We start from the raw sequence: 22898 nt of genomic DNA, 5'->3' as shown, positions 1-22898 counted from the left end.
CGCGGTAGGGGTTGCTTTTTCGCGCCGAATGTGGCCCGAATCACCGGTCTGTCGCGCCGCTGAGGTGGTCCGCCGCCCGTGAGTCCTTCGGGTCCGCCACGGGGCCAGAAGGACTCACGGGCGCGGAGCGCCTACCGCCGCGCGAACACCGCCGGCTCGGTGCCCGGCACCTGCGCGACCTGCTCGCGCGCGACGAGGTGCCGCAGGTGCGCGGCCGCCTCGGACAGCGCCATCCCCTTGGCCATCGGGTGGAAGTCCGTCCACGGGCGGTACCACTTCATCCGCTGGGCCACCTCCCAGACGGTGATCCGGTCATCGCCGAAAGCGTCGAGCAGGTGCTCGAGCCGCTCCTCGTGGTGCTCGATCAGTTCGCCCGCGCGGCCCGCGACGTCGTCGATCGGGATGCCGTGCGCGCCGAGTCCGCGGGTGATGTCCATCGACTGCACGCGGCGCAGCGAGTCCAGGAACTCCGCGAGCGCGTCGCGCTCCTCGAGCGGGTAGACGAAGTTGCCGACGTGCGGGGTGGTCTTCTGCAGCACGTGGTCGCCGGTGAACATCACGTCGGCGTCGTCGAGGTAGAAGCAGACGTGGCCGGGGGTGTGGCCGGGCGTGAACACCACGCGCAGGCCGCGGCCGGTGAGCGCGACGATCTCGTCGTCGGCGAGCACCCGGTCCGGCGCGGACTCGGGGCCCACCGGCGCGTCGGATCCCGCCGCCCGCCGGAACGCCTCGAGGTCCTCCGGCGCGGCGCCCGCCCGCACCATGTTGGTGGTCTGGTAGTCCAGCCACTCGGCGTCGCGGGCGGAGGACATCTTCCCGAACATCTCGTGGTCGGACTCGTGCATGGCGATCCACGCGCCGGACGCGTCGCGAATACGCCCGCAAAGGCCGGTGTGGTCGGGGTGGAAATGGGTGAGCACCACGCCCTCCACCGCCGCGACCGAGTGGCCGATCGACTCGAGGCCCGCGTTCAGTCCCGCCCAGGCCTCGTCGTCGCCCCAGCCGGCGTCGACCAGGATCAGGCCGCCGGGGGACTCCATCGCATAGACGAGCGTGGCGCCCAGGGGGTTGTGGGACATGGGCACGGGAATCTGGAAGATGCCATCGCCGATGGCTGCCGCGTCGAGCATGGGTTACCTCGTCACTAGTGAAATTGGTTTCAAAACATTTGTCCTCATCATTACCGGACGTCGTCTCGCCGGTCCATACCCGGGTCCCGGGCGGCGGGACGGCCCGACCGGCGCTCCGCGGCTGACATCGACCGTGGTTCAGCCTCGGTGGTGATCGACCATCCAGACGGCGACCTGTGCCCGCGAGGTGAATCCCAGCTTGGCGAGAATGTGCTCGACGTGTCCCTCGGCGGTCCGTTGCGAGATCACGAGCTTGGCGGCGATGGCGCTGTTGGTCAGCCCCTCGGCGACGAGGTCGGCGACCTGCAGCTCGCGTCGGGTCAGGGTGGTCTTGGTCTTGCCCGTGGCACCCCGTGGCCGAGGCGGCTCGGGGGACTCGGCCAGGGCGTACGCGACGGCCTCCCCGAAACTCGCGGACACGCCCTTCCGGTAGCTCGCGTCATACGACTTCTGCCCGAGTGCCCGGCGGGTCCGTCGCTCACACTCGTCGTGCTGTGCGCGCAAGCCCGGGAGTGCGATCTCCGGCAGGCCCCCCGTCTCCCGCATGGCCTGCGCGCAGCCCAGCAGCACCGCGGACCTCGCGTAGTCATCCTCGGCCGCAGCGATCCAGGCCAGGCCCTCGAGGCTCGGAGCGGAGCCGAACGAATTGTCGACGGACCGGGACAGCCGCAATGCCTGTTCCAGCAGCGCGATCGCCCTCTCCGGTTCGGTCGCCCACACCGCCAACCCGAGCGTCCGCACGGCCCACGCCCGGAACACGAGCTCGCCGCGCGGTTCGGTGATGTCCAGCACCTGCTGGAGGTAGTCGGCCGCCCTCGCCGGCTGCCCGAGCAGCCCGCTGGCCACCTCGGCGCCGGTCAGGGTGATCACCCGCAGGAGGTGGGCGTCGGGCGGACACACCTCCAGGACGGCGTCGAAATGACTTGCTGCCGTGGACACATCATTGGAACCCAACGCCAGAACGCCTGCGGCGTACAGCGCGGTCGCGGCGGCGTCCGGGTCGCTCGTCTCCGCCGCCGCGCGCGCCCATCCGATCCATTCAGTGCCGGTCGCGATGTCGCTCCGAAAGGCGTTGAGCGCGGCGCCGAGGCTCACGGCGCGCACCCAGTCAGTGCCGCGCGGAACCCCCTCGACGGTCAGCATTCGTTCGGTCCAGCGGGCGCCCTCGTTGATCTGTCCGCTCGCAAGCCAGAACGGGAACAGGGCGGCCGTGATGCGCATGCCGACCGCCACCTCGCTCGGCTCCGCCATGCAGGCCTCCAATGCCTCACGGAAGTTCTGCTGATCCAGTTTCAGGCGGGCGATCCAGTCCAGCTGGTGGGGTCCGATCCAGTCGGCTTCCGCCTTCAGCGCCAGACGCTCGTACCAGTCCCGGTGGCGCCGCCGCATCTGCGCGTATTCGCCGGATTCCGCCAGCTTCTCGAGGCCGTACTCGCGGATGGTGTCCAGGAGCCCGTACCGCCCCGCCGTGGCCGATTCCTCGTGAATCAGGATCGACTTCGCCACCAGCGACGCGACCAGGTCTAGCAGCGCGCCCGGCGTCAGGCCGGCGCCGCAGACCTGTTCCACGGCGGTGAGCTCGAAGCTGCCCGCGAACACGGACAGGCGAGCCCACAGCTGTTGTTCCTGGGGCGTGCACAACTCGTGGCTCCAGTCGACGGACAGCCGGAGGGTCTGCTGCCGCGTCGGGGCGGTGCGTCTGCCATGGGTCAGGAGCGTGAAGCGGTCGGTGAGTCGTTGCAGGATCTCTTCGGGTGACAGGGCAGGCAATCGACCCGCCGCCAGTTCGATCGGCAGCGGCAATCCCTCGAGCCGGTGGCAGATCCCGGCCACGGCGGCCATGTTGTCCTCGGTGAGCGCGAATCCAGGAACGACCGAGACGGCGCGTTCGGTGAACAAGGTGACCGCGTCATAGCTGGGCAGTGCCCCCAGGTCGAGCTGAGGGTCGGGGGCGGGCGCGCTGAGCGGTGGAACCCGGAGCGTCGCCTCCCCGCCGATGCCGAGGGCTTCCCGGCTGGTGGCCACGATGCGCAGCTCGGGGCAGCGTTGGAGCAGTGTCTCGGCGAGTTCCGCGATCGCGCCGATCACCTGCTCGCAGTTGTCGAGAACCATCAGGATCTGGCGCGGCTCGAGGAACTCCGCGAGGACCGTCGGCAGCGGCTCGCGAGAGAAGGACTGCAGTCCGAGTGCGGCCGCCACCACGCCGGCCACCAGCGACTCGTCGCGGAGGTCGGCCAACTCGACCAGCCACGCCCCGTCGCGGAAGGCGCGCTGGGAGCTCGTCGCGATCCGCAGCGCGAGGCGGGTCTTCCCGACGCCACCGATGCCGGTGAGCGTCACCAGCCGGGCGGACGACAGCATTTCCTTCGCCTCGGTCAGTTCACTGCGACGGTTGACGAAACTGGTCAGCTCCGCGGGCAGGTTTCCCCTCCGGCCCCGCGTAGAGGGCCCGGTTGGTGGGAGCCCGCCACTGGTCGACGGACGACGATCGCCGCGCTTCGGGACGGCCGCGGAGTGCAGTGCCATCTCGTCGACCGGGAGACCGTGGCGGAACTGGATCTCACGCAGTTCGTCGCCGAGCTGCGCGGCCGTGGGGCGGGCGTCCGGATCCGCAGACATGGCGCGCTCGATGGCGGCGGCCACGTCGTCGGGAACGTCGTGCTCGCGCAGGTCCGGAACGGGCTGCGAGGTGATGCGCACGAACTGCGCGACGACCTGCTCGCCGCTCCGGCGTTCGAACGGCGCGTGACCGGTGAGGGCGCAGAACACCGTGGCGCCGAGGGCGTAGACGTCCGCGGCGGCACTGGGCGGGCCACCGCCCAGGACCTCGGGCGCGGTGAACGCCGGGGTGGCGGTGAACGTGCCGATGGCGGTCTCGAACCCGTCGGGCAGGTGTGCGATGCCGAAGTCGGACAGCGCCGACTCGCCGTAGTCGGTGAGGATGACGTTCGCCGGCTTGACGTCGCGATGCAGGATGCCGAGACGGTGCGCGGACTCCACCGCGCCGGCCAGCTTCACACCCAGTTGCAGCGTCTGCTCGAGCGACAGGGGGCCCTGGTCGCGGATGCGCACATCGAGCGAACGCTGCGCGTGATACGGCATCACCAGGTAGGGCAGGCCGCTCTCGGTGGTGCCGACCCGCAGCACGTTGACGATGTTGGGATGGCCGGTGAGCCGTCCCATCGCCCGCTGCTCCCGGACGAAGCGCGTCAGATTCTCCTCGTCGAGGTCGGCGGTGAGCACCTTCACGGCCACCGTGCGGTCCAGGGTCGCCTCCGTGCAGCGGTAGACGACGCCGAAGCCGCCTCGCCCGATCTCGGTGGCATCGGTGAACCCGGCGGCAGCCAGCTCCGATGCCACCGATGGGGGCACACCGCGCTGAGTCGCGAACGGATCGTCACCGGCCATCGGTCACGCCGATCTGTCGCGTTCTCGACAATGCGGCACGGCACTCACCTCACGGGCGGATCCCGGGAGCGGACGAGGCCGACCGCGAGAGCCGGCCTGGCTCCGGAACTCCATAGTGCCACCCGCGCGGGGCGCTCTACCAGCGATCGCACGCGCTCCAGCCGGGAAGTCGGTTCACGATCGATCGTGGTCTCAGCCCTGGTCCTGTTCGACCATCCAGGCGGCGAGCTGCGCCCGCGAGGTGAATCCGAGCTTGGCGAGCGTGCGCTGGACGTGGCCCTCGGCGGTCCGTTGCGAGATCACCAGCCTGGCGGCGATGGCGCTGTTGGTCAGCCCCTCGGCGACGAGGCCGGCCACCTGCAGCTCGCGCCGGGTCAGGGTGACCTTGTCCGCGGTGGTCCGCGGCCGCGGCTGCTCCTCGGGCGATTCGCCCAGTGCGTACGCGACGGCCTCCCCGAGGCTCGCGGACGCTCCCCGCCGGTAGCTCTCCTCGTACGACTTCGGCCCGAGCGCCCGGCGGGTCCGTCGCTCGCATTCGTCGTGGTGGGCGCGCCAGCTCGGGAGCGCGATGTCCTGCACGCCGCCCATCTGCCGCATGGCCTGCGCGGAGCCGAGCAACACCGCGGACCTGGTGTGCTCGCCGTCGGCCGCGGCGGTCCAGGCCAGGCCGTCGAGACACAGCGACGAGCCGTACGCATCATCGAAGGACCGGGACAGCCGCAACGCCTGTTCCAGCAGCGCGATCGCCCGCGGCGGATCGGTCGACCACACCGTCAACCCCAGCGTCTGCAGGGCCCACGCCCGGAACACGATCTCGCCGCGCGGCTCGGTGATGTCCAGCATCCGTTCGAGGCAGTCGGCCGCCCCCGCCGACTGTCCGAGTAGCCCGCGGGTCGCCTCGACGCCCATCAGCACGGCGAGCCGCAGGAGGTCGTCATCGGGCGGACACCCCTCCAGGGCTGCATCGAAATGTGCTGCAGCGGTGGGTATATCATTGGCTGTCAATGCGAGAAGGCCGTCGGCATAGTCAACGGTCGCGGCTGCGACCGGGTCGTCGGTGTCCGCCGCTGCCGCGCGCGCCCATCCGGCCCATTCGGCGCCGGTGCCCACGGCGCCGCGGAACCCGTTGAGCACCGCGCCGAGGCTGACCGCTCTCACCCACGCCGTGCCGCGCGGAACGCCCTCGACGGACAGCATTCGTTCGGTCCAGTGGGCGCCTTCGTTGAGCTGTCCGCTGGCAAGCCAGAACGGGAACAGCGCGGCCGTGATGCGCAGACCGACCGCCGCGTCGCCCGGCTGCGCCATGCTGGCATCCAATGCCACCCGAAAATTCTGCTGATCGAGTTTCAGGCGGGCGATCCAGTCCAGCTGTCGGGGGCCCACCCAGTCGGCTTCCGCCCTCAGCGCCAGGCGCTCGTACCAGTCCCGGTGGCGTCGCCGCATATGCGCGTACTCGCCGGACTCCGCGAGCTTCTCGAGCCCGTACTCGCGGATGGTGTCCAGGAGCCCGTAGCGCCCCGCGGTCGCCGATTCCTCGTGAACCAGGATCGACTTTTCCACCAGGGACGCGACCAGGTCGAGCAGAGCGCCGGGCGTCAGGCCGTCGCCGCAGACCTGTTCCAGCGCGGTGAGGTCGAAGCTGCCGGCGAACACGGACAGTCGGGCCCACAACTGCTGTTCCTCGGGTGTGCACAACTCGTGGCTCCAGTCGATGCACAGCCGGAGGGTCTGCTGCCGGGTCGGGGCCGTGCGGCTGCCGCGGGTCAGGACGGTGTAGCGATCGGTGAGCCGGTCCAGGATCTGCTCGGGTGACAGTGCGGGCAATCGACCGACCGCCAGTTCGATCGGCAGCGGCAACCCCTCGAGCCGATGGCAGATCCCGGCCACCGAGGCCATGTTCTCCTCGGTGAGCTCGAATCCAGGCAGGACCGCGGCGGCGCGTTCGGCGAACAGCGTCACCGCGTCGTAACTGGGCAGGCCCGCCAGGTCGAGTCGGCGGTCGGGGGCAGGTGAGCTGAGCGGCGGAACCCGGAGTGTCGCCTCCCCGCCGATGCCGAGTGACTCCCGGCTGGTGGCGACGATGCGCAGCTCGGGGCAGCGTTGGAGCAGCGTCCCGGCCAGGTCCGCCGCCGCGCCGATCACCTGCTCGCAGTTGTCGAGCACCATCAGGATCTGGCGGGGCTCGAGAAACTCCGCGAGCACCGTCCGCAGCGGCTGATGCGAGACGGACCGCAGCCCGAGGGCGGCCGCCGCCACGTCGACCACGAGCGCCTCGTCCTGGAGGTCGGACAGCTCGACCAGCCACGCCCCGTCACCGAAGGAACGCTGGGTGCTCGTCGCGATCCGCAGCGCGAGGCGCGTCTTTCCGACGCCACCGATGCCGGTGAGCGTCACCAGCCGGGAGGACGACAGCAGCTCCCTCGCTTCGGCCAGTTCGTTGCGTCGGTTGACGAAACTGGTCAGCTCCGCGGGCAGATTCCCCTTCCGGCCCCGCGTCGAGGGTCCGGTCGGCGGGCGCTTGCCGCTCGTCGACGGGCCACGCTTGCCGCGCTTGCCGCGCTTCGGATCGGCTACGGACTTCAGGGCCATCTCGTCGACCGGAAAGCCGTGGCGGAACTGGATCTCGCGCAGCACGTCGCCGATCTGTTCGGCGGTGCCGCGGGCGCCCGGGTCCGCGGACATGGCGGCCTCGATGGTGGCGGCCACGTCGTGGGGAACGTCGTGCTCGCGCAGGTCCGGAACGGGCTGCGAGGTGATGCGCAGGAACTGCGCGACGACCGGTTCGCCGGTGCGGCGTTCGAAGGCCGCGTGGCCGGTGAGGGCACAGAACAACGTCGCGCCGAGCCCGTACACGTCCGCGGCGGCACTGGGCGGGCCACCCTCCAGGACCTCGGGCGCGGTGAAGGCGGGGGTGGCGGTGAACGTGCCGGCGGAGGTCTCGGCTCCGTCGGAGATGTGCGCGATGCCGAAGTCGGACAGCGCCGGCTCGTCGTAGTCGGTGAGGATGACGTTCGCCGGCTTGATGTCGCGATGCAGGATGCCGAGACGGTGCGCGGACTCCACCGCGCCGGCCAGCTTCACGCCCAGTTGCAGTGCCTGCTCGAGCGGCAGGGGGCCGTGATCGAGGATGCGCTCGTCGAGCGAACGCCGCGGGTGATAGGGCATCACCAGGTAGGGCAGGCCGCTCTCGGTGGTGCCGACCCGCAGGACGTTGACGATGTTCGGGTGCCCGGTGAGCCGGCCCATCGCCCGCTGCTCCCGGACGAACCGGGCGAGATTCTCCTCGTCGAGCGTGGCCGTGAGCACCTTCACCGCCACGGTGCGGTCCAGGGTCGCCTCCCGGCAGCGGTAGACGACGCCGAAGCCGCCGCGGCCGATCTCGGTCGCGTCGGTGAGCCCGACGGCATCCAGCGCCGAGGTCACCGACGGGGTCACACCGCGCTGAGTCTGGAACGGATCGTCGCCGGCCATCGGTCATGCCGCTCTGCCGGGTGTGTGGCGTCCTCGACGATTCGGCACGGCACTCACCTCACGGACGGATCCCGGGAGCGACGTGGTCGCCCGCGAGAGGTGGCCTCGCTCCGGAACTCCATAGTGCCACCCGCCCGGGGCGGTCTACCAGCGATCGCGCGCGCCCACCCCGGCTAGTCGGTGCGCTGTGATAAGCCTGAGCCGACCATCGCGGAGTCCGAACCGAGGGGGAGTACGTGCTGACGCTGCACCGCGCCGAACGCTCCGACACCCTGGCGGCCGGGCTCGCCGATGTCCTGAAGCACCCGCTGGCCGACCCGTTCGCCCGTGAGGTGATCGCGGTCCCCGCCAAGGGCGTCGAGCGCTGGCTCACCCAGCGGCTGTCGGCCACCCTCGGCGCGGTCAATGGCGACGGGGTTGCGGCGAACATCGAGTTCCCGTCGCCGACCCGGTTGGTGGACGAGGCCGTCGCGGCGGCGACCGGGATGACCGCGGACGAGGACCCGTGGAACCCGGCGCGCCTGCTGTGGACGCTGCTCGGCGTCATCGACGACGTCCTCGACGAGCCGTGGGCGTCCGTGCTGGCGCGACACCTCGGCCGCGGCGCCGACGACCACCGCAGCGGACGCCGGTACAGCACCGCCGCGCACCTGACGGAGCTGTTCCGCAGCTACGGTGCGCAGCGCCCGGCGATGCTGGTGGACTGGTCGGAGGGACGCGACACCGACGGCGCCGGCGGCCCGCTCGACGACGACCTGCTGTGGCAGGCGGAGCTGTGGCGGCGGCTGCGCGAGCGCATCGGCACCCCCAGCCCGGCCGAGCGGCTGGTCGTTGCCTGCACCCGGCTGGTCGCCGAGCCGGGTCTGCTCGACCTGCCGGACCGGATCTCGGTGTTCGGGCCCACCCGGCTCACCACCGCCCAGATCGACGTGTTGTCCGCGATCGCCGCGAATCGCGATGTGCACCTGTGGGTTCCGCACCCCAGCCCCGGCATGTGGGCGGAGCTGGCCGATCGCGCGCCCGCGGCGACCCGCGCCGACGACGACGGCGCGCTCGCCGTCACGCACCCGCTGCTGGCCGGCCTCGCCCGCGACGTCCGCGAGCTGCAGGCCCGGCTCAGTCGCCCCGGCATCGAGCACGCGCACCACCGCGCCGCCCCGGCCCCGGACACCCTGCTCGGCCTGCTGCAGGCCGACATCGCCGCCGACCGCGCGCCCAACGTCGGGGCCGCGGCCGACGGCAGCGTGCAGGTGCATTCCTGTCACGGCCCGGCCCGGCAGGTGGAGGTGCTGCGCGAGACACTGCTGCACCTGTTCTCCGGCGATCCGACGCTCGAGCCGCGCGACGTCCTGGTCATGTGCCCGGACGTGGAAACCTACGCGCCGCTGGTGCGGGCCGCGTTCGGTCAGGAATCGGTGGGGCACCCCGGAACCCGGCTGCGGGTGCGCCTCGCCGATCGCGCACTGCACCAAACCAATCCGGTGCTCGCCGTCGTCGCGACGCTGCTCGGGCTGGCCGACGGCCGTGTCACCGCCAGCCAGGTGCTCGACCTCGCCGCCGCCGAACCCGTCCGCCGCCGCTTCCGGTTCACCGACGACGACCTCGAGCGGCTGCGCGAGTGGACCACCGCCGCCGGGGCGCGGTGGGGGATCGGGCCCATGCAGCGCACCGACTTCGGGCTCGGCGACTTCCCGCAGAACACCGTTCGGTCGGCGCTGGACCGCATCCTGCTCGGCGCCGCCGCGGACGGCTCCGACGGCCAGTGGCTCGCGCTGGCGCTGCCGCTCGACGACGTCGACAGCAACGACATCGACCTCACCGGCCGGCTCGCCGAGTTCGTCGACCGGCTCGACGTCTCCCTGCGCGGGCTGCGCGGCCCGCAGCCGACCGGCCGGTGGTCGGCGGGGCTGGCCCGGGCCCTGGACCTGCTCGTCGACGTGCGCGAGCGCGACGCCTGGCAGCTGGGACAGGCGCAGCGCGAGCTGGCCGCCGCCGTCGAACACGGCGACGACCGCGAGCTGCGGCTGGCCGACGTGCGCGCGATGCTCCGCGCGCGGCTGGCCGGGCGGCCGACCCGCGCCAACTTCCGCACCGGCGAGCTGACGGTGTGCACGATGGTGCCGATGCGCTCGGTGCCGCACCGGGTGGTGGTGCTGCTCGGGCTCGACGACGAGGTCTTCCCGCGCGGCGCGGGCGTCGACGGCGACGACGTGCTCGCGCGGACACCGCTGCCGGGGGAACGGGATCCGCGCAGCGAGGACCGTCAGCTGCTGCTCGACGCGGTGATGTCCGCGAGCGAGAAGCTGGTGCTGTTCTACACGGGCGCCGACCCGGTCAGCGGCTCCCGGCGGCCGCCCGCGATCCCGCTCAGCGAACTGTGCGACGTCCTCGACACCATGGCGGGCCGCCCGGACGCGACGCTGACCCGGCATCCGTTGCAGCCGTTCGACGCCCGCAACTTCCGGCCCGAGGGACCGTTCAGCTTCGACGCTGCGGCGCTGGCCGGGGCGCGGGCCGCGCAGCGCCCGCCCGAGCCGGAGGCGGCCTTCCTCGCGGAGCCGCTGCCGCCGAGGGCCCCGGGCGACGTCGACCTCGCCGAGCTCGTCGCGTTCCTCGTCCACCCCACCCAGGCGTTCCTGCGGCAGCGGCTCGGGCTGCGGGTGCCCGAGCTGGATGAGGACGTCGCCGACGCGCTGGACCTGGAGCTGGACCCGCTGTCGAAGTGGGACATCGGCGAACGGATGCTCGCGACGCTGCTCGCCGACGGCCGGGACTTCGCGGAGGGCGTCGCGGACTTCCGGGCCGCCGAGTGGCGCCGAGGCACTCTGCCGCCGTTCGGATTGGGGGAGGGCGCGCTCGGCGAGATCGAGGCGACGGTGCGGTCCCTCGCCGCAGCCGGACGCCAGCCCGGCCGCGCGGACACGATCGACGTGGACGTCGATCTCGGGTCCGGTCGGCGGCTCACCGGCACAGTCGGCGGCGTGCACGGCACGGTGATCGCGCGGACCACGTTCTCGCGGCTGGCGCCGAAGCACCGGCTGACGGCGTGGGCGCAGCTGCTGGCGGTCGCCGCGTCGGCCGGGCCGCGCGACACCCCCTGGCGGGCGGTGACCACCGGCCGCGGCCAGTACCGCCGCCCCACCTGGCAGTCCACCCTCACCGCGCCCGAGGATGCGCTGGCCCAGCTGGTTCGCCTCGTCGAGCTGCGCGACCGGGGCCTGCAGGCCCCGCCGCCGATGGCGACCGGTGCGTCGGCGGCCTACGCGGAACGCCGCTCCGGCGGCGCCTCCGTCGAGATGGCGATGGAGGCCGCGGGCAAGGAGTGGGGCGGCACCTTCGGCGACGCCACCGACCGGCACCTCGGCTACGTGTACGGCGCCGCGCCCGCGCTGTCCGTGCTCACCGAAGCGCCGGACCCGGTGGAGGGCAGCGCCTTCGGGGCGATCGCCCGCGAGCTGTGGGACCCGCTGCTGGCGGCCGAGACGTTGGGAGAACCGTGACCGGGCGCACCGCGTTCGACCTGCTCGGCCCGCTGCCGAAGGGCACCACCGTGCTCGAGGCGAGCGCGGGCACCGGCAAGACCTACGCCATCGTCGGCCTGGCCGCGCGCTTCGTCGCCGAGGCCGGGGTGGACCCGGCGAGCCTGCTGCTCGTCACCTTCAGCCGGGCCGCGACGAAGGAACTCCGCGAACGCACCCGGGAGCGCTTCGCCTCCGCCGCGGCCGGGCTCGCCGACCCGTCGAACAGCCGGGACCCGCTCGTCGCGCACCTCGCCGACGCCGACCCCGACACCGTGGCGCTGCGCCGTCGCCGCCTGCTGCAGGCCCTGTCGGACTTCGACGCCGCCACCATCGCCACCACCCACAGCTTCTGCCAGCGCATGCTCGACGGCCTCGGCATGGCCGGGGAACGCGACCCCGACGCGGTGTTGGTCGAGGAGGCCACCGACCTCAACGCGGAGGTGATCGGCGACCTCTACCTGAGCACCTTCGGGCGCGGTGGGTCGCCCTCGCTGACCCCGGGCGAGGCGCGAAAGGCCGCGCGGGCGGCCATCTTCGACCCGCAGGCGCAGCTCGCGCCCGACGACGCGGAGGGGACCCCCGCCGGCGACGCGGCCGCGTTCGCCGCCGCCGTGCGGGCCGAGGCGCGCCGCCGCAAGCGCGCGGTCGGCCTGCGCGACTTCGACGACCTGCCCGCCCTGCTGCACGGCGTGCTCACCGACCCCGTGCACGGCCCCGCCGCCTGCCGCCGGGTCCGGGACCGCTACTCGGTGGTGCTGGTCGACGAGTTCCAGGACACCGACCCGCTGCAGTGGGGGATCCTGCGCAGCGCCTTCCACGGGCAGTCGACGCTGATCCTCGTCGGCGACCCCAAGCAGGCCATCTACGCGTTCCGCGGCGCGGAGGTGCTGGCCTACCTGGACGCGGTCGGCGCCGCCCACAGCCACCAGGAGCTCACCACCAACTGGCGCAGCGACGGCCCGCTGCTGGACGCGCTCGCGCACCTGCACGGCGGCGCCGCGCTCGGCCACCCCCAGATCGTGGTACACCCCGTCGACGCCGCGAAGACGGGGTCGCGGATCGGCGGGGCGGTGCCGCTGCGGCTGCGGCACCTGCCGCGCGCGGGCGCGGGACCGTTGGGCAAGACCGGCTTTCCCGCGGTCGGGCCGCTGCGCGGGCGGGTCGCGGCGGACCTGGCCGCGGACATCGCGGGGCTGCTGGGCGGCGGTCAGACGGTGGACCTGGGCGGCGGGCCGCGGCCCGTCGAGCCCGGCGACATCGCGGTGCTGGTGCGCACCAACGCGCAGGTCGCCCTGGTGCACGACGCGTTGGACCGGGCCGGGGTGCCCGCGGTCACCGTCGGCGGGCTCAGCGTGTTCCTCACCCCGGCCGCGCGCGACTGGCTGTGGGTGCTGCAGGCCATCGAGCAGCCGCACCGCTCGGACCGGGTGCGGCTGGCGGCGCTCACCCCGCTGCTCGGGCGCACCGCCGCCGAGCTCGACGGCGCGGGCGACGATGCGGTCGCGGAGATCGGCGGGCGGCTGCGGGACCTGTCGGCGGTGTTCGCGCAGTCCGGTTTCGCGGCGCTGTTCGAGCGGCTCGCTGCGTGGAGCGGGCTCGAGGCCCGGATGCTGTCGCGGGCCGCGGGCGAGCGGCGCCTGACCGACCTGCGGCACGTCGCGCAGCTGCTCAACGAGGCCGCGGTCGCCGAGTCCCTCGGGCTCACCGCGCTCACCCGCTGGCTCACCGACCGGATGCGCGACCCCGCGGTCGGCGGCGTCGACCGCAGCCGCCGCCTCGACAGCGACGCCGCGGCCGTGCAGATCGCCACCGTGCACGCCACCAAGGGCCTCGAGTATCCGCTGGTGTACCTGCCGTACGCGTGGGACGCGGCGAAGAACCCGAAGCCCGACAAGCTGCTGCTGCACGACGCGGACGGCCGCCGCATCCTCGACGTCGGCGGGCCCGAGGGCCCCGGCTACAACGAACGCAAGAAGCGGCACGACGACGAGGAGGCCGGCGAGGAGCTGCGGCTGCTGTACGTCGCGCTGACCCGGGCCATGTGCCAGCTGGTGCTCTGGTGGGCGCCCGCCTTCTCGACCAGGGCCGCGCCGCTGCACCGGATGCTGCTGGCCCGGCGGCCGGGCGAGCTGGAGGTCCCGGCCCAGGAGCGGGTGCCCGCCGATCCGGATGTCGCGCAGCGGCTCTCGGCGTGGGCGGTTGACTCCGAGCTGGTGCGGGTGGAGGCGGTCGGTGCCGACCCGATCGTGGTGCCGGAGTGGACGCCGCCGCAGGAGGAGGTGGGGGAGCTGGCCGCGGCGCGCTTCGACCGCGACCTCGACGCCGCCTGGCGGCGCACCTCGTACTCGGCCCTGACCGCGCACGCGCACGACGCCCCGCCCAGCGTGGGCAGCGAGGCGGAGGAACCCGAGCCGGACGAGCCGGACGAGCCGCCGCTGGTCTCGCCCACCGCCGCGGTGGGCCTGCCGTCGCCGATGAACGGGCTGCCCGCCGGGGCCGCGTTCGGCACCTTGGTGCACGCGGTCCTCGAGGAGGTCGACACCGCCGCCGCGGACCTGGAGGCCGAGCTGGTGCGGTGCTGCCGCGAGACGGTGGCCGCCGGGTACTCGGGCGTGGACCCGGACGCGCTCGCCGCCGCGCTGCTGCCGGTGCTGCACACGCCGTTGGGTGGTGGCCACACGCTGGCGTCGATCCCGCCGTCGGACCGGTTGCCGGAGCTGGACTTCGAGCTGCCGCTCGCCGGCGGCGAGGACCCCGACGCGGAGGTGACCCTCGCGGGGGTCGCGCCGCTGCTGCGCCGGCACCTGCCCGCCGACGACCCCCTCGCGGACTACGCGGCGCTGTTCGAGACCCTCGGTGCGGCGCCGCTGCGCGGCTACCTCACCGGCAGCATCGACGCGGTGCTGCGGCTGCCCGGACCCCGCTTCGTGGTGGTGGACTACAAGACGAACCGGCTCGCGCCGGGCGACCTCACCACCGCCGACTTCACCGCCGAGACGATGGCCGCGGAGATGATGCGCGCCCACTACCCGCTGCAGGCGCTGCTGTATTCGGTTGCGCTGCACCGCTACCTGCGGTGGCGGCTGCCCGGCTACGACCCGGCCACCCACCTGGGCGGGGTGCAGTACCTGTTCGTGCGCGGCATGGCGGGCTCGGACAGCCCGGCCGGCGCGGGCGTCTTCGACTGGGCGCCGCCCGCCGCCCTGGTGACCGAGCTGTCGGATCTGCTGGCCGGAATCGAGGTGACGCCGTGACCGAGGTGCAGGTGGCGCAGCGCGGCAAGGGCGCGCTGCGGGTGTTCAACGAGGCCGGGGTGCTCGCCGCCGCGGACGTGCACGTCGCGCTGCGGCTCGGCGCGCTCGGTGGGGAGGCCGCCGAGGAGGCGCTGCTGGCGACGGCGCTCGCGGTGCGGGCGGTGCGCTCCGGCTCGGTGTGCCTGGACCTGGGCAGGATCCGGGAGATCACCGTCGACGAGTCCGCGGCCGCGGAGGGCGTGGACCTGGAGGCGCTGCCGTGGCCCGAGGACGCGGACGTGCTGGCGGCGCTGCGCCGCAGCCCGCTGGTGATCGGCGGGGAGTCCGGTCCGCTGCGCCCGCTGCGGCTGGTCGACACCGACGACGGCGGGCTGCTGTACCTGGAGAAGTACTTTCGGCAGGAGCAGACCATCCGGCGGGTGCTCGACGAGCGCGCGCTCGGCCATCCCGCGGTGGACGAGGACCGGCTGCGGGCGGGGCTGACGGAGCTGTTCGGCGGTGCGGCCGCCCCGGACCGGCAGCGGATCGCCGCGGCGGTGGCCGCCACGCACCGGACGGCGGTGATCGCCGGCGGACCCGGCACCGGCAAGACGCACACGGTGGCGCGGGTGCTGGCGCTGCTGGCCGCCGAGCACGGGGACGGGCTGCGGATCGGACTCGCCGCGCCCACCGGCAAGGCGGCCGCGCGGCTGCAGGAGGCGGTGCGCGAGCAGGCAGAGGAGGTAAAGCTCCCCGCCGGGCTTACGGCGATGACGCTGCACCGGATGCTCGGCTGGCAGCGGGTGGGCGCGAGCCGGTACCGCTACAACGCCGGCAACCACCTGCCCTACGACGTGGTGGTGGTCGACGAGACGTCGATGGTGTCGCTGACGATGATGTGCCGGCTGCTCGAGGCGCTGCGCCCGGACTCCCGGCTGGTGCTGGTGGGGGACCCGGACCAGCTGACGTCGGTGGACGCGGGCGCGGTGCTGGCCGACCTGGTGGCGCGGCCGGTGACCGGGACGGAGAACCCGGTGCTGGCGCGGGTGGTGGGCGCGGACCTGGACGCGGCCGACGATCCGGAGGAGGCCGCGCTCAGCGTGGGGGAGCGGGACCGGTTGCGCGGCGGCGTGGTTCGGCTCAGCCGCGGGCGCCGGTTCGGCGGTGAGATCGCCCGGCTGGCGGTCGCGGTGCGTGACGGCGACGAGGACGCGGTGATGGCGATACTTCGGTCCGGGGCGGAGGACGTGTCCTTCGTCGCGCCGGACGATCTGGCTGCGCTGCGCTTGGACGTGGTGTCCGGTGCCGCGGCTGTGACCGAGGCGGCCTCTGTTGGCGACGCGGTGGCGGCGCTGCGGGCATCGGAGTCGCACCGGCTGCTGTGCGCGCATCGCGAGGGCCCGTTCGGCGCGGCGTGGTGGGCGCGGTCGTCGATGGAGTGGATCGGCGCGGCGACCGGGACCCGGCTCGATCCGGACCGTTGGTACGTCGGGCAGCCGCTGCTGGTGACCGCGAACGATCACGAGGTGCGGATCTACAACGGCGACACCGGCGTGGTGGTGGACCGCGGGGACGGCGAGTTGGTGGCCGCCTTCGCCCGCGGCGAGGAGCCGCTGCTGCTGCACCCGAGCCGGCTGTCCGCCGTGCAGACGGTGTACGCGATGACGATCCACCGCAGCCAGGGCAGCCAGTACGACACGGTGTCCGTGGTGCTGCCCGGCGAGGAGTCGTCGCTGTTGACGCGGGAGTTGTTGTACACGGCCATTACCCGGGCGCGCGGGCACGTGCGGATCGTCGGGGACGAGGCGTCGGTGCGGGCAGGGGTGCGGCGGCGGGTGTTGCGGGCGAGCGGGTTGCGGCGGGGCTAGCCTCGCGGGTCCGGGCTCAGCGGGGGTCGTCGAACAGGGTGAGCTCGTTCGTGTCCTCGAACAGCTCCAACTGCAGCGGGGGCTGCGCGGGCTCGGGGGAGAGCAGTCCGGGCCGGGAGAAGCTGACGACCCGCAGGGCTCCGCTGAGCGCGGCCAGCGTGTCGGTCCAGGCCGCGGCCTCGCCCTCGCACAGCGCGATCTCGTCCGGGTCCGCCTCGGCGCGGGCCTTCTCCAGCGAGCCACGCCACTCCGCCGCGCGTTCCGCGCTGATCCGCATGTACTCGAGGATGGAGGTGCGGTCGCGTTCACAGACGTCGGCGGCCGTCTCGGCGTCGAGGTCCCCCTCCCCGAAGAGCACCAGCTGCATCACCGCCATCAGCGACGGCGGCACGTCCGGTACGCATTCGTGGTCCGCGGCGGGCGAGGGCGTGGTGCGATAGCCGACGGCGTCGAAGCGTCCGGCGAACGCCCGGTCCACGGTCGCGAGGAAGGCGGTGATCCGGTCCAGCAGATCGGTCAGATGTCGTGGCACGAAGGGGAATCCGGGGACCTCGACCACCGCGTTGAGGCGGTCCTCGCGGAGCACGAACCGCAGGTGTGACCAGCGTGCGGTGAGGTCGGCGACCGTCTCGGCGGCCCGGGTCCGGCCACCGATCCGGTAGAGCAGCGGCACCCACAGCCGGATGACGGGTTCGGTGGCGTGCGGGATCACGAACACCGCGTGCCCCTCGATGGTCAGGACGAAGTCGCCGTCGCTGTCGACCTGCGGCTGGTCGCCGAGCAGATCGGTGAGGGCGGCCTCGACGAGATCGCGCAGGTGATCCGGGTCGCGCGGGGCGACGGCCAGCATCGGATCGACGTCCGAGGCGAGCCAGTCCCGCACCGTGGGCCCGGCGAGATGGCCGGCCCGGCTGCCGATGGCCTCGGCCCGCAGGAAGCTCGGGTGCGGCACGCTCCACACGTCGCGGAAGGCAGCTACGGCCATCGACGCCAGCTGGTCGGACCACCGCACGGTGCGGTCGAGGAAGTAGGCCGGTGAGCCGTCGCCGGGATCGTCGTCGGGCGCGCAGGTGGGGTGCTGCCAGCCCAGCTCGATCAGCAGCGCCTCGTCGGCGGCCGACAACGCGAAGCGGGGGTCGAGGAAGGCGTTGGAGGGCACCTCGCAGCGCACCAGGTCCTCGGCCCAGGCCAGGAACTGCACGCACGGCAGGTAGCCGCCGACGCCCGGTTCCTCCGCGAGCTCGACCACTAGGATGTCCTCGCCGCGCATCGTGCCGATGTGGTCGGCGAGGGTGCCGCGAAACTCACGCCACGCCAGTTCGACGGCCTGGTCGAACTTTTCGAGGTCGGGCAACGGTGTGGTCCCATCTGCAGCGCGCTACGGCCGCGCTCCCGACCGTCGGCAAGCAGGGTAACGCGAGCGCCCGACATTCTGGCTCAGGACGCGGCGGAGCAGACGTGCGGCGATGTCGCCGAACGCCTGCTCCCGTCGGGTTCGGCTAGTTGGCGGCCGGGGTGATGCCGAGGTCGCCCTCGACATGCTCACCGGAGTCCCCACACGCGCAGTCGCCGCCGCAGCCCCCGCCACCGCAGTCGCCTGCGTAGCTGTCGTCGTCGGCGTCGCAGTCGAGGGTGCCGCCGAACTGGGCGGCGAAGTCGTCGTCGAGGTCGTGGGTGAGGTCGTGAATCTCGTCGATCAGGTTGATCAGGTGCTGCGGCGTGAACGGGTCCGCGTCGACGAGCGTCGAGACCAGCAGGTGCTCCTCGCTCAGCGAGAAGCGCAGCCGCGGCCACTCCTCCGACAGCGCGACCAGCTGGGTGGTGGCCTGCGCGCGGTCGGTGATGCCGGTGACGATCGAGGACCACACGTGCAGCTGCGGTCCATCGTCCGCGACCGTCACGTACACCGCGAAGCCGTGCACGGGGATCGCGATATCGCCGTCCTCGTCGGTGTCCGGCTCGGAGCCCAGCAGCTCGGCCAGGGTGCGCACGCACAGGGCGTGCAGCTGGTCGTGCTGCTCGGTGACCACGGCGAGTGCGCCGTCGATCCGCAGCGGCTGGTCGTCGGTAGTGTCGTGGTCGCTCATGGTTTCCTCTGTCCTGCGCGGGGATGTGTGCGGGTCCACGGTAGCGCGGGGGAGTGACCGGGGGTTACCGAGCAGCCGACTGCCCAATGACACTCAGGACGGCAAGTCGTCGATCTCCACCTCGAAGCCCAAACAGGCCAACGTTCGCCACACCGTCGCGCGTCCGCCGGAGAAGTCGGCCGAGGTCCAGAAGGTGCCAGTGGCGAAGCCGTGCGCGACTCCGACGATGGCCTTCGAGTCCTACCGGCGGCGGCCGTGGATTTTGCGGTAGATACGGGCGGGTGCGAAGCGGTTACGCTCGAGGAGTTCTTGTTTGCCCAGACTGTCGTACTCGGCGATCGCTTCCAGGACTACTTCTTTGCCACGTCGTGCAGGTTCATGACCGGCACGCGTATCGCGTGGTATTCCTGGTGCCGGGTGAGGCAGGGCACGATTGGTCACCATTACCGTGGATCAGTTCAAGGGGAAATCGTTGCCGAGCAGGGCATGAACAATGATGGCGCCGCTTTGCCGTGGAAGACTGCGCCGCGACTGGTGGACCGGCTCATCGAGCGGGTACAGGCCCGCTCGGCGAACGGCGCGGTGCTCAGATTGGGGGATGGCCGTGTTCGTGCGATTCGACGGGGAGGGCGGGCAGCTGATCCTGCACGACGGGTACATGTGGGCCATCCGCATACGAAAGCCATGCAGTCTCAGCGAGAAGCTCGATCTGAGCGAGTAGCTTTGAGGGCTGCAACCTGAGGTCGAGCGGATATTCGACAACGGTGACAGAGGTGTTAACGATTCGACGCGGTGTCGGCCTGCTCGCACCTCCGGCATATACGAGCCAGGCCATCTGCAGGTTCAGTGCAGTGCAGTAGGCGAGCATCTGGTAGTGGTCGGCGTTGGGGTATCGCCCTCCGCGAGATGCCACCTTGTACTTGGCATCGAAGATCAGTCGAGGCTTGCTGTCGACCAGATGCACGACATCGGTTTCGAGGCGCACGACAGAATCGCCGGCGACGGGCATGTCGAGGTAGCTGACGTACTGGGATTCCGTGTGGCCCGGGTAGTTTCGCGTGAGCGATTCGCGAAGAGCGACGGTGACGAAATCCTCGAACACCTTCCACATTTCGACGACGAACGCGGCGACGTGGGTGTCGCCTGGTCCTGCCTCGGCCGAACAGTTGCGAAGGATCACTTCTGCGAGGCGTAGCGCCGGTTGGTAGCGCGTATTCAGGCGGGAGGGTTGCCAGTGAGGGATCGGGACGCCGCGTCGGATCACGTCAGCACCATCGAGTCGGCCGTCGAGGTGTGCGAGGCGGGCACGGGTCGGATCATTCAGCCCCGGTACTGCCAGCATCCGGCGCAGCGCGGTCCGCAGGATGCGGTTCTCGGCGGTGTCGACCGTGTACTCGTCGTAGGTCACCTCGAGCGGAAGGATCAGGCCGGGCCGGCGAGCCAGCTGGTCACCGATGCGGATACGGCCACGAACTGTGCGGGCAGCCTCGTCGACGGTCCGGTAGCCCTGCAGGACCCCGTGCAGCAGCGCCCGTTCGGTGAGCCGGGCGAGTGACTCTGCGAGCACTGCCCACAGGTCGGGGTGCTCCTCGGCCTCGACGTCCTCGTATCCAGGGTCGAGGAACCCGGGATCGGAGGCGTAGCCGAGCAGGAACAGCAGTCGTGTCAGCCCCACCCGGTCTTTTGGGTTCACCTGGACCTGTAGATCGTCGACGCGCACCGCGCCGACACGCTTGCGAGGCAGCAGCGTCCATCGGGCGGCGCCGACGGGCCTCACCTCGACGAGCCCGGTACCCGCCAGGACGGTCGCCGTCGCAGCATCGAGGTTGACGGTGCGGCCCGCGGTGTCGAGTTCGTCGAGGACGACGTGGACGCTCACGCCTGATCGTCGGGTTCGGTGTCTGGTGACGAATCCGGCTCGAGGGCGCGACGCACAGCGTCCAACCCGAATCGGCGTCGGATCTCGGTGCGGCTCGCGCGGCCGTAGTGGTGCTCCTCGAGCAGCGGCAGCAGGTCGTACCGCCAGATGCGTTCGAGTCCGGCGTCGGTCTCCGCGTCCGACTTCATCAGGTAGGACGGGCCGATCCGCAGGTCGCGGTCGGTGTCGTCAATACGGGAGTTCAGTTCTGCGAGCAGGCGTGCGAGGTGGCGGTCCTTGCCGTTCGCCACGAGGTAGTTGTCGAGTACTTCGCGTACCGGGGACTCGTCGGGGTGCAGTTCGACGAATGCGAACCGTCGACGAATCGCCGCGTCCATCAACGCGATCGAGCGATCGGAGGTGTTCATGGTACCGACGATGTAAAGGTTCGGCGGCAGTCGGAAAGGCGTGTCGGGGGAGTACTGCGGCTGTACGTACTCGCCGCGATACTCGAGCAGAAAGTACAGCTCGCCGAATACCTTTGCGAGATTCGCACGGTTCATCTCGTCGATGATGAGCACGTACGCGTCGCCAGAGTTCTCCGGTGCGGTGGCCTGGCTGGCGATCCGCCGAAGTGGCCCCGCCTGCAGGACGAAACCGGCATTGTCGGGGTCGGGGCGGAATCCCTCGAAGAAGTCCTCGTACGCGTACGACGGATGGAACTGTACGAGCTGGCGCCGGCTGGCGCCGTCCGCGCCGACGATATGGTCGGCGAGCGCGCGGGCGAGAAACGTCTTCCCGGTTCCGGGCGGGCCGTAGAGGACGATCTGCCGCCGGGATTCGAGGAGGTCCAGGAATTCCTGCAGGGATCCGCGATCCATGTGGGTCCGGCGGACAAGACCGTCACTGGCCGGTGGGAATCGGATCGGGGCAGGGGGAATTGGCGGAGGAGGCGGTGGTGTCTGTTCGTCGTCCTCGTTGGCGTCCGAGCCACCGAGGTAGGCGGCGATCGAGTCGATCGCGTCGGTGAGGTCGACGACGCCGCCCTGCTGCTCGAGCAGCGTCGGCAGCGGCGCGACGAGGTCGGACGCCGGGACGGGGTCGGCGGACCATTGCGCGGTGCGGCGTAGCCGAGCGCCGGGATCGCCGACGGTTTCAGGCTCACCGAGGATGGTGCCGACGTGGAGGATGTCGTCGATGCGGGTGACGACGAGGTCGCCGGGCTTCATCCTGTTCAGGAATGCGTGGTAGTCGGAGGTGAGTTCTCCGCGCCGCTGGTAGTCGGCATTCTGGTAGCCGGAGTCGACGGCGGCGCGCACCTGCGCGTGCGTCGATCCGGCCGCGACCGGTCCGAGATACGTCGCGGCCAGGGAGACGAATCCTTCAGCATCCCACCGCTTGACGAGGGTCGCGCCGCCGTCGGTGCCGGGGCGGACCAGCCACGCGCGCTGTGCGTCGTCGGATGTGGGCTGCCACTGCTCGAGGTAGGGGCTGGCATACCAGTCGAGGTGGTCGGCCGGGTCGGTGTCGAGGTCGGCCCTGATTGCGTGCAGATCCCGGTCGATCGACTCCTCGTCGTTGCCGGTCGGGCCGTCGATGGCGTGGGCGAAGGTGTCGCGGATTGCGCGCTTGTGCGCCTTGGAGACGATGTGCTCGTAGAAGCCGGGCCAGGCGAGATACTGCAGCGAGTAGCGGATTCCGGTGGAGTCCTTGGGCGTGCGTCGCAATGCTCGCCCGAACTCCCACGGGTCGTTTAGAGCAGCAGTGCGAGCCGCCTGTGGCGACGACGCCCAGGCATCGACAAGGCGGCACAACCAGTTGAACTGGTGCCGACGCCCGGAGGTGAAACCCTGGGATCCGTTGAAGACGTAGCCCTCATCGAGGGCGGCGTCGAGGGCATCCGGGAGCACCAGCGGCGGGTCGGCCCACGACAGCACGGTGTTGACCAGGTTCCGTTTGGTGTTGGCCTTGAGGTTCCACAGCGGGCCGCACTGCAGGTAGATCAGTTCGGCGGCGAGCAGCGTGGTTGCGCGGGGGGCGCCGTCGAGTTGGCGCTCGAGTTTGGCGAGGAAGGTGTTGTCGCTGACGTCGGGATTGTCCTGGACACGCCGCAGAATCTCCGCCGCAGAGGCACTCGTCCAGGTACGTACGGAGGGATCGAGTGCGGATGGTTCCCCACGGAGCCCGGCACCCAGGATCGTCCATGCGGCCGTCTCGATCTCGGGGTATCCGCCAGTTCCGCGCGGCTGGACGTCGGTCATGGGTCTCGCTCTCGTGAGGCAGAGTCGGTAGGCGCCTCGACCGTATCCGGTAGCGGTTGCG

Annotated in this window: 10 protein-coding genes and 1 pseudogene; 3 read left to right on the top strand and 8 right to left on the bottom strand. The window is 71.7% G+C overall.

Going from position 1 to position 22898, the window contains the following annotated elements; genetic code table 11:
• Positions 1-131 precede the first annotated feature (131 nt).
• The 3 genes from ACFQS9_RS17605 to ACFQS9_RS17595 all read right to left on the bottom strand — a co-directional run bounded on the left by ACFQS9_RS17605 (position 132) and on the right by ACFQS9_RS17595 (position 8009).
• Positions 132-1130: an MBL fold metallo-hydrolase gene (locus ACFQS9_RS17605; RefSeq protein ID WP_378406993.1), complete on the bottom strand. Its 999-nt coding sequence runs from the start codon at positions 1128-1130 to the stop codon at positions 132-134.
• A 138-nt stretch (positions 1131-1268) separates the two neighbouring features.
• Positions 1269-4538, bottom strand: a complete 3270-nt coding sequence (locus ACFQS9_RS17600) for a protein kinase domain-containing protein (protein ID WP_378406991.1) — start codon at positions 4536-4538, stop codon at positions 1269-1271.
• Between the two features lie 192 nt (positions 4539-4730).
• A complete protein-coding gene (locus ACFQS9_RS17595; protein WP_378406989.1) occupies positions 4731-8009 on the bottom strand; it encodes a protein kinase domain-containing protein in 3279 nt (1092 codons plus the stop codon).
• 236 nt (positions 8010-8245) lie between these two features.
• Here ACFQS9_RS17595 and recC point away from each other — a divergent pair, with 236 nt between their 5' ends.
• Genes recC through recD form a run of 3 tightly spaced genes read left to right on the top strand, consistent with a single transcriptional unit; the run spans position 8246 to position 16631 of the window.
• Positions 8246-11509 (top strand): exodeoxyribonuclease V subunit gamma, encoded by a 3264-nt coding sequence (gene recC / locus ACFQS9_RS17590; protein WP_378406987.1) that lies wholly within the window; start codon positions 8246-8248, stop codon positions 11507-11509.
• On the top strand, positions 11506-14784 hold the full coding sequence (locus ACFQS9_RS17585; RefSeq protein ID WP_378406985.1) for a UvrD-helicase domain-containing protein: 3279 nt from the start codon (positions 11506-11508) through the stop codon (positions 14782-14784). Before recC ends, ACFQS9_RS17585 begins: the two co-directional genes overlap by 4 nt.
• Positions 14781-16631: an exodeoxyribonuclease V subunit alpha gene (gene recD, locus ACFQS9_RS17580; RefSeq protein WP_378406983.1), complete on the top strand. Its 1851-nt coding sequence runs from the start codon at positions 14781-14783 to the stop codon at positions 16629-16631. The genes ACFQS9_RS17585 and recD overlap by 4 nt, the downstream gene beginning before the upstream one ends.
• A 16-nt stretch (positions 16632-16647) precedes the next feature.
• Here the strand turns inward: recD and ACFQS9_RS17575 are convergent, their stop codons facing one another.
• The 5 genes and pseudogenes from ACFQS9_RS17575 to ACFQS9_RS17560 form a co-directional block, all read right to left on the bottom strand.
• Entirely contained in the window at positions 16648-17985 is a 1338-nt protein-coding gene (locus ACFQS9_RS17575; protein WP_378406981.1) for a T3SS (YopN, CesT) and YbjN peptide-binding chaperone 1, read from the bottom strand.
• Positions 17986-18130: 145 nt separating this feature from the next.
• A complete protein-coding gene (locus tag ACFQS9_RS17570; RefSeq protein WP_378406979.1) occupies positions 18131-18718 on the bottom strand; it encodes a T3SS (YopN, CesT) and YbjN peptide-binding chaperone 1 in 588 nt (195 codons plus the stop codon).
• Between the two features lie 93 nt (positions 18719-18811).
• Positions 18812-19162 (bottom strand): annotated as a pseudogene (locus ACFQS9_RS26475) (ScoMcrA-related endonuclease).
• 142 nt (positions 19163-19304) lie between these two features.
• Positions 19305-20597, bottom strand: a complete 1293-nt coding sequence (locus ACFQS9_RS17565) for an McrC family protein (protein ID WP_378406977.1) — start codon at positions 20595-20597, stop codon at positions 19305-19307.
• Complete coding sequence (locus ACFQS9_RS17560; RefSeq protein WP_378406975.1) at positions 20594-22837, bottom strand: McrB family protein; 2244 nt, start codon at positions 22835-22837, stop codon at positions 20594-20596. Before ACFQS9_RS17560 ends, ACFQS9_RS17565 begins: the two co-directional genes overlap by 4 nt.
• Between the last annotated feature and the right edge of the window lie 61 nt (positions 22838-22898).

The sequence above is a fragment of the Rhodococcus daqingensis genome, from assembly GCF_042665615.1.
Taxonomy (GTDB): Bacteria; Actinomycetota; Actinomycetes; order Mycobacteriales; family Mycobacteriaceae; genus Rhodococcus_G; species Rhodococcus_G daqingensis.
This window is presented reverse-complemented; position numbering and strand designations above follow the sequence as displayed.

Bases quoted from the DNA above. Each gene is read 5' to 3' on its own strand.
- ACFQS9_RS17605 (WP_378406993.1), bottom strand. From the start codon at position 1,130: ATGCTCGACGCGGCAGCCATCGGCGATGGCATCTTCCAGATTCCCGTG.
- ACFQS9_RS17600 (WP_378406991.1), bottom strand. From the start codon at position 4,538: ATGGCCGGTGACGATCCGTTCGCGACTCAGCGCGGTGTGCCCCCATCG.
- ACFQS9_RS17595 (WP_378406989.1), bottom strand. From the start codon at position 8,009: ATGGCCGGCGACGATCCGTTCCAGACTCAGCGCGGTGTGACCCCGTCG.
- ACFQS9_RS17570 (WP_378406979.1), bottom strand. From the start codon at position 18,718: ATGAGCGACCACGACACTACCGACGACCAGCCGCTGCGGATCGACGGC.
- ACFQS9_RS17560 (WP_378406975.1), bottom strand. From the start codon at position 22,837: ATGACCGACGTCCAGCCGCGCGGAACTGGCGGATACCCCGAGATCGAG.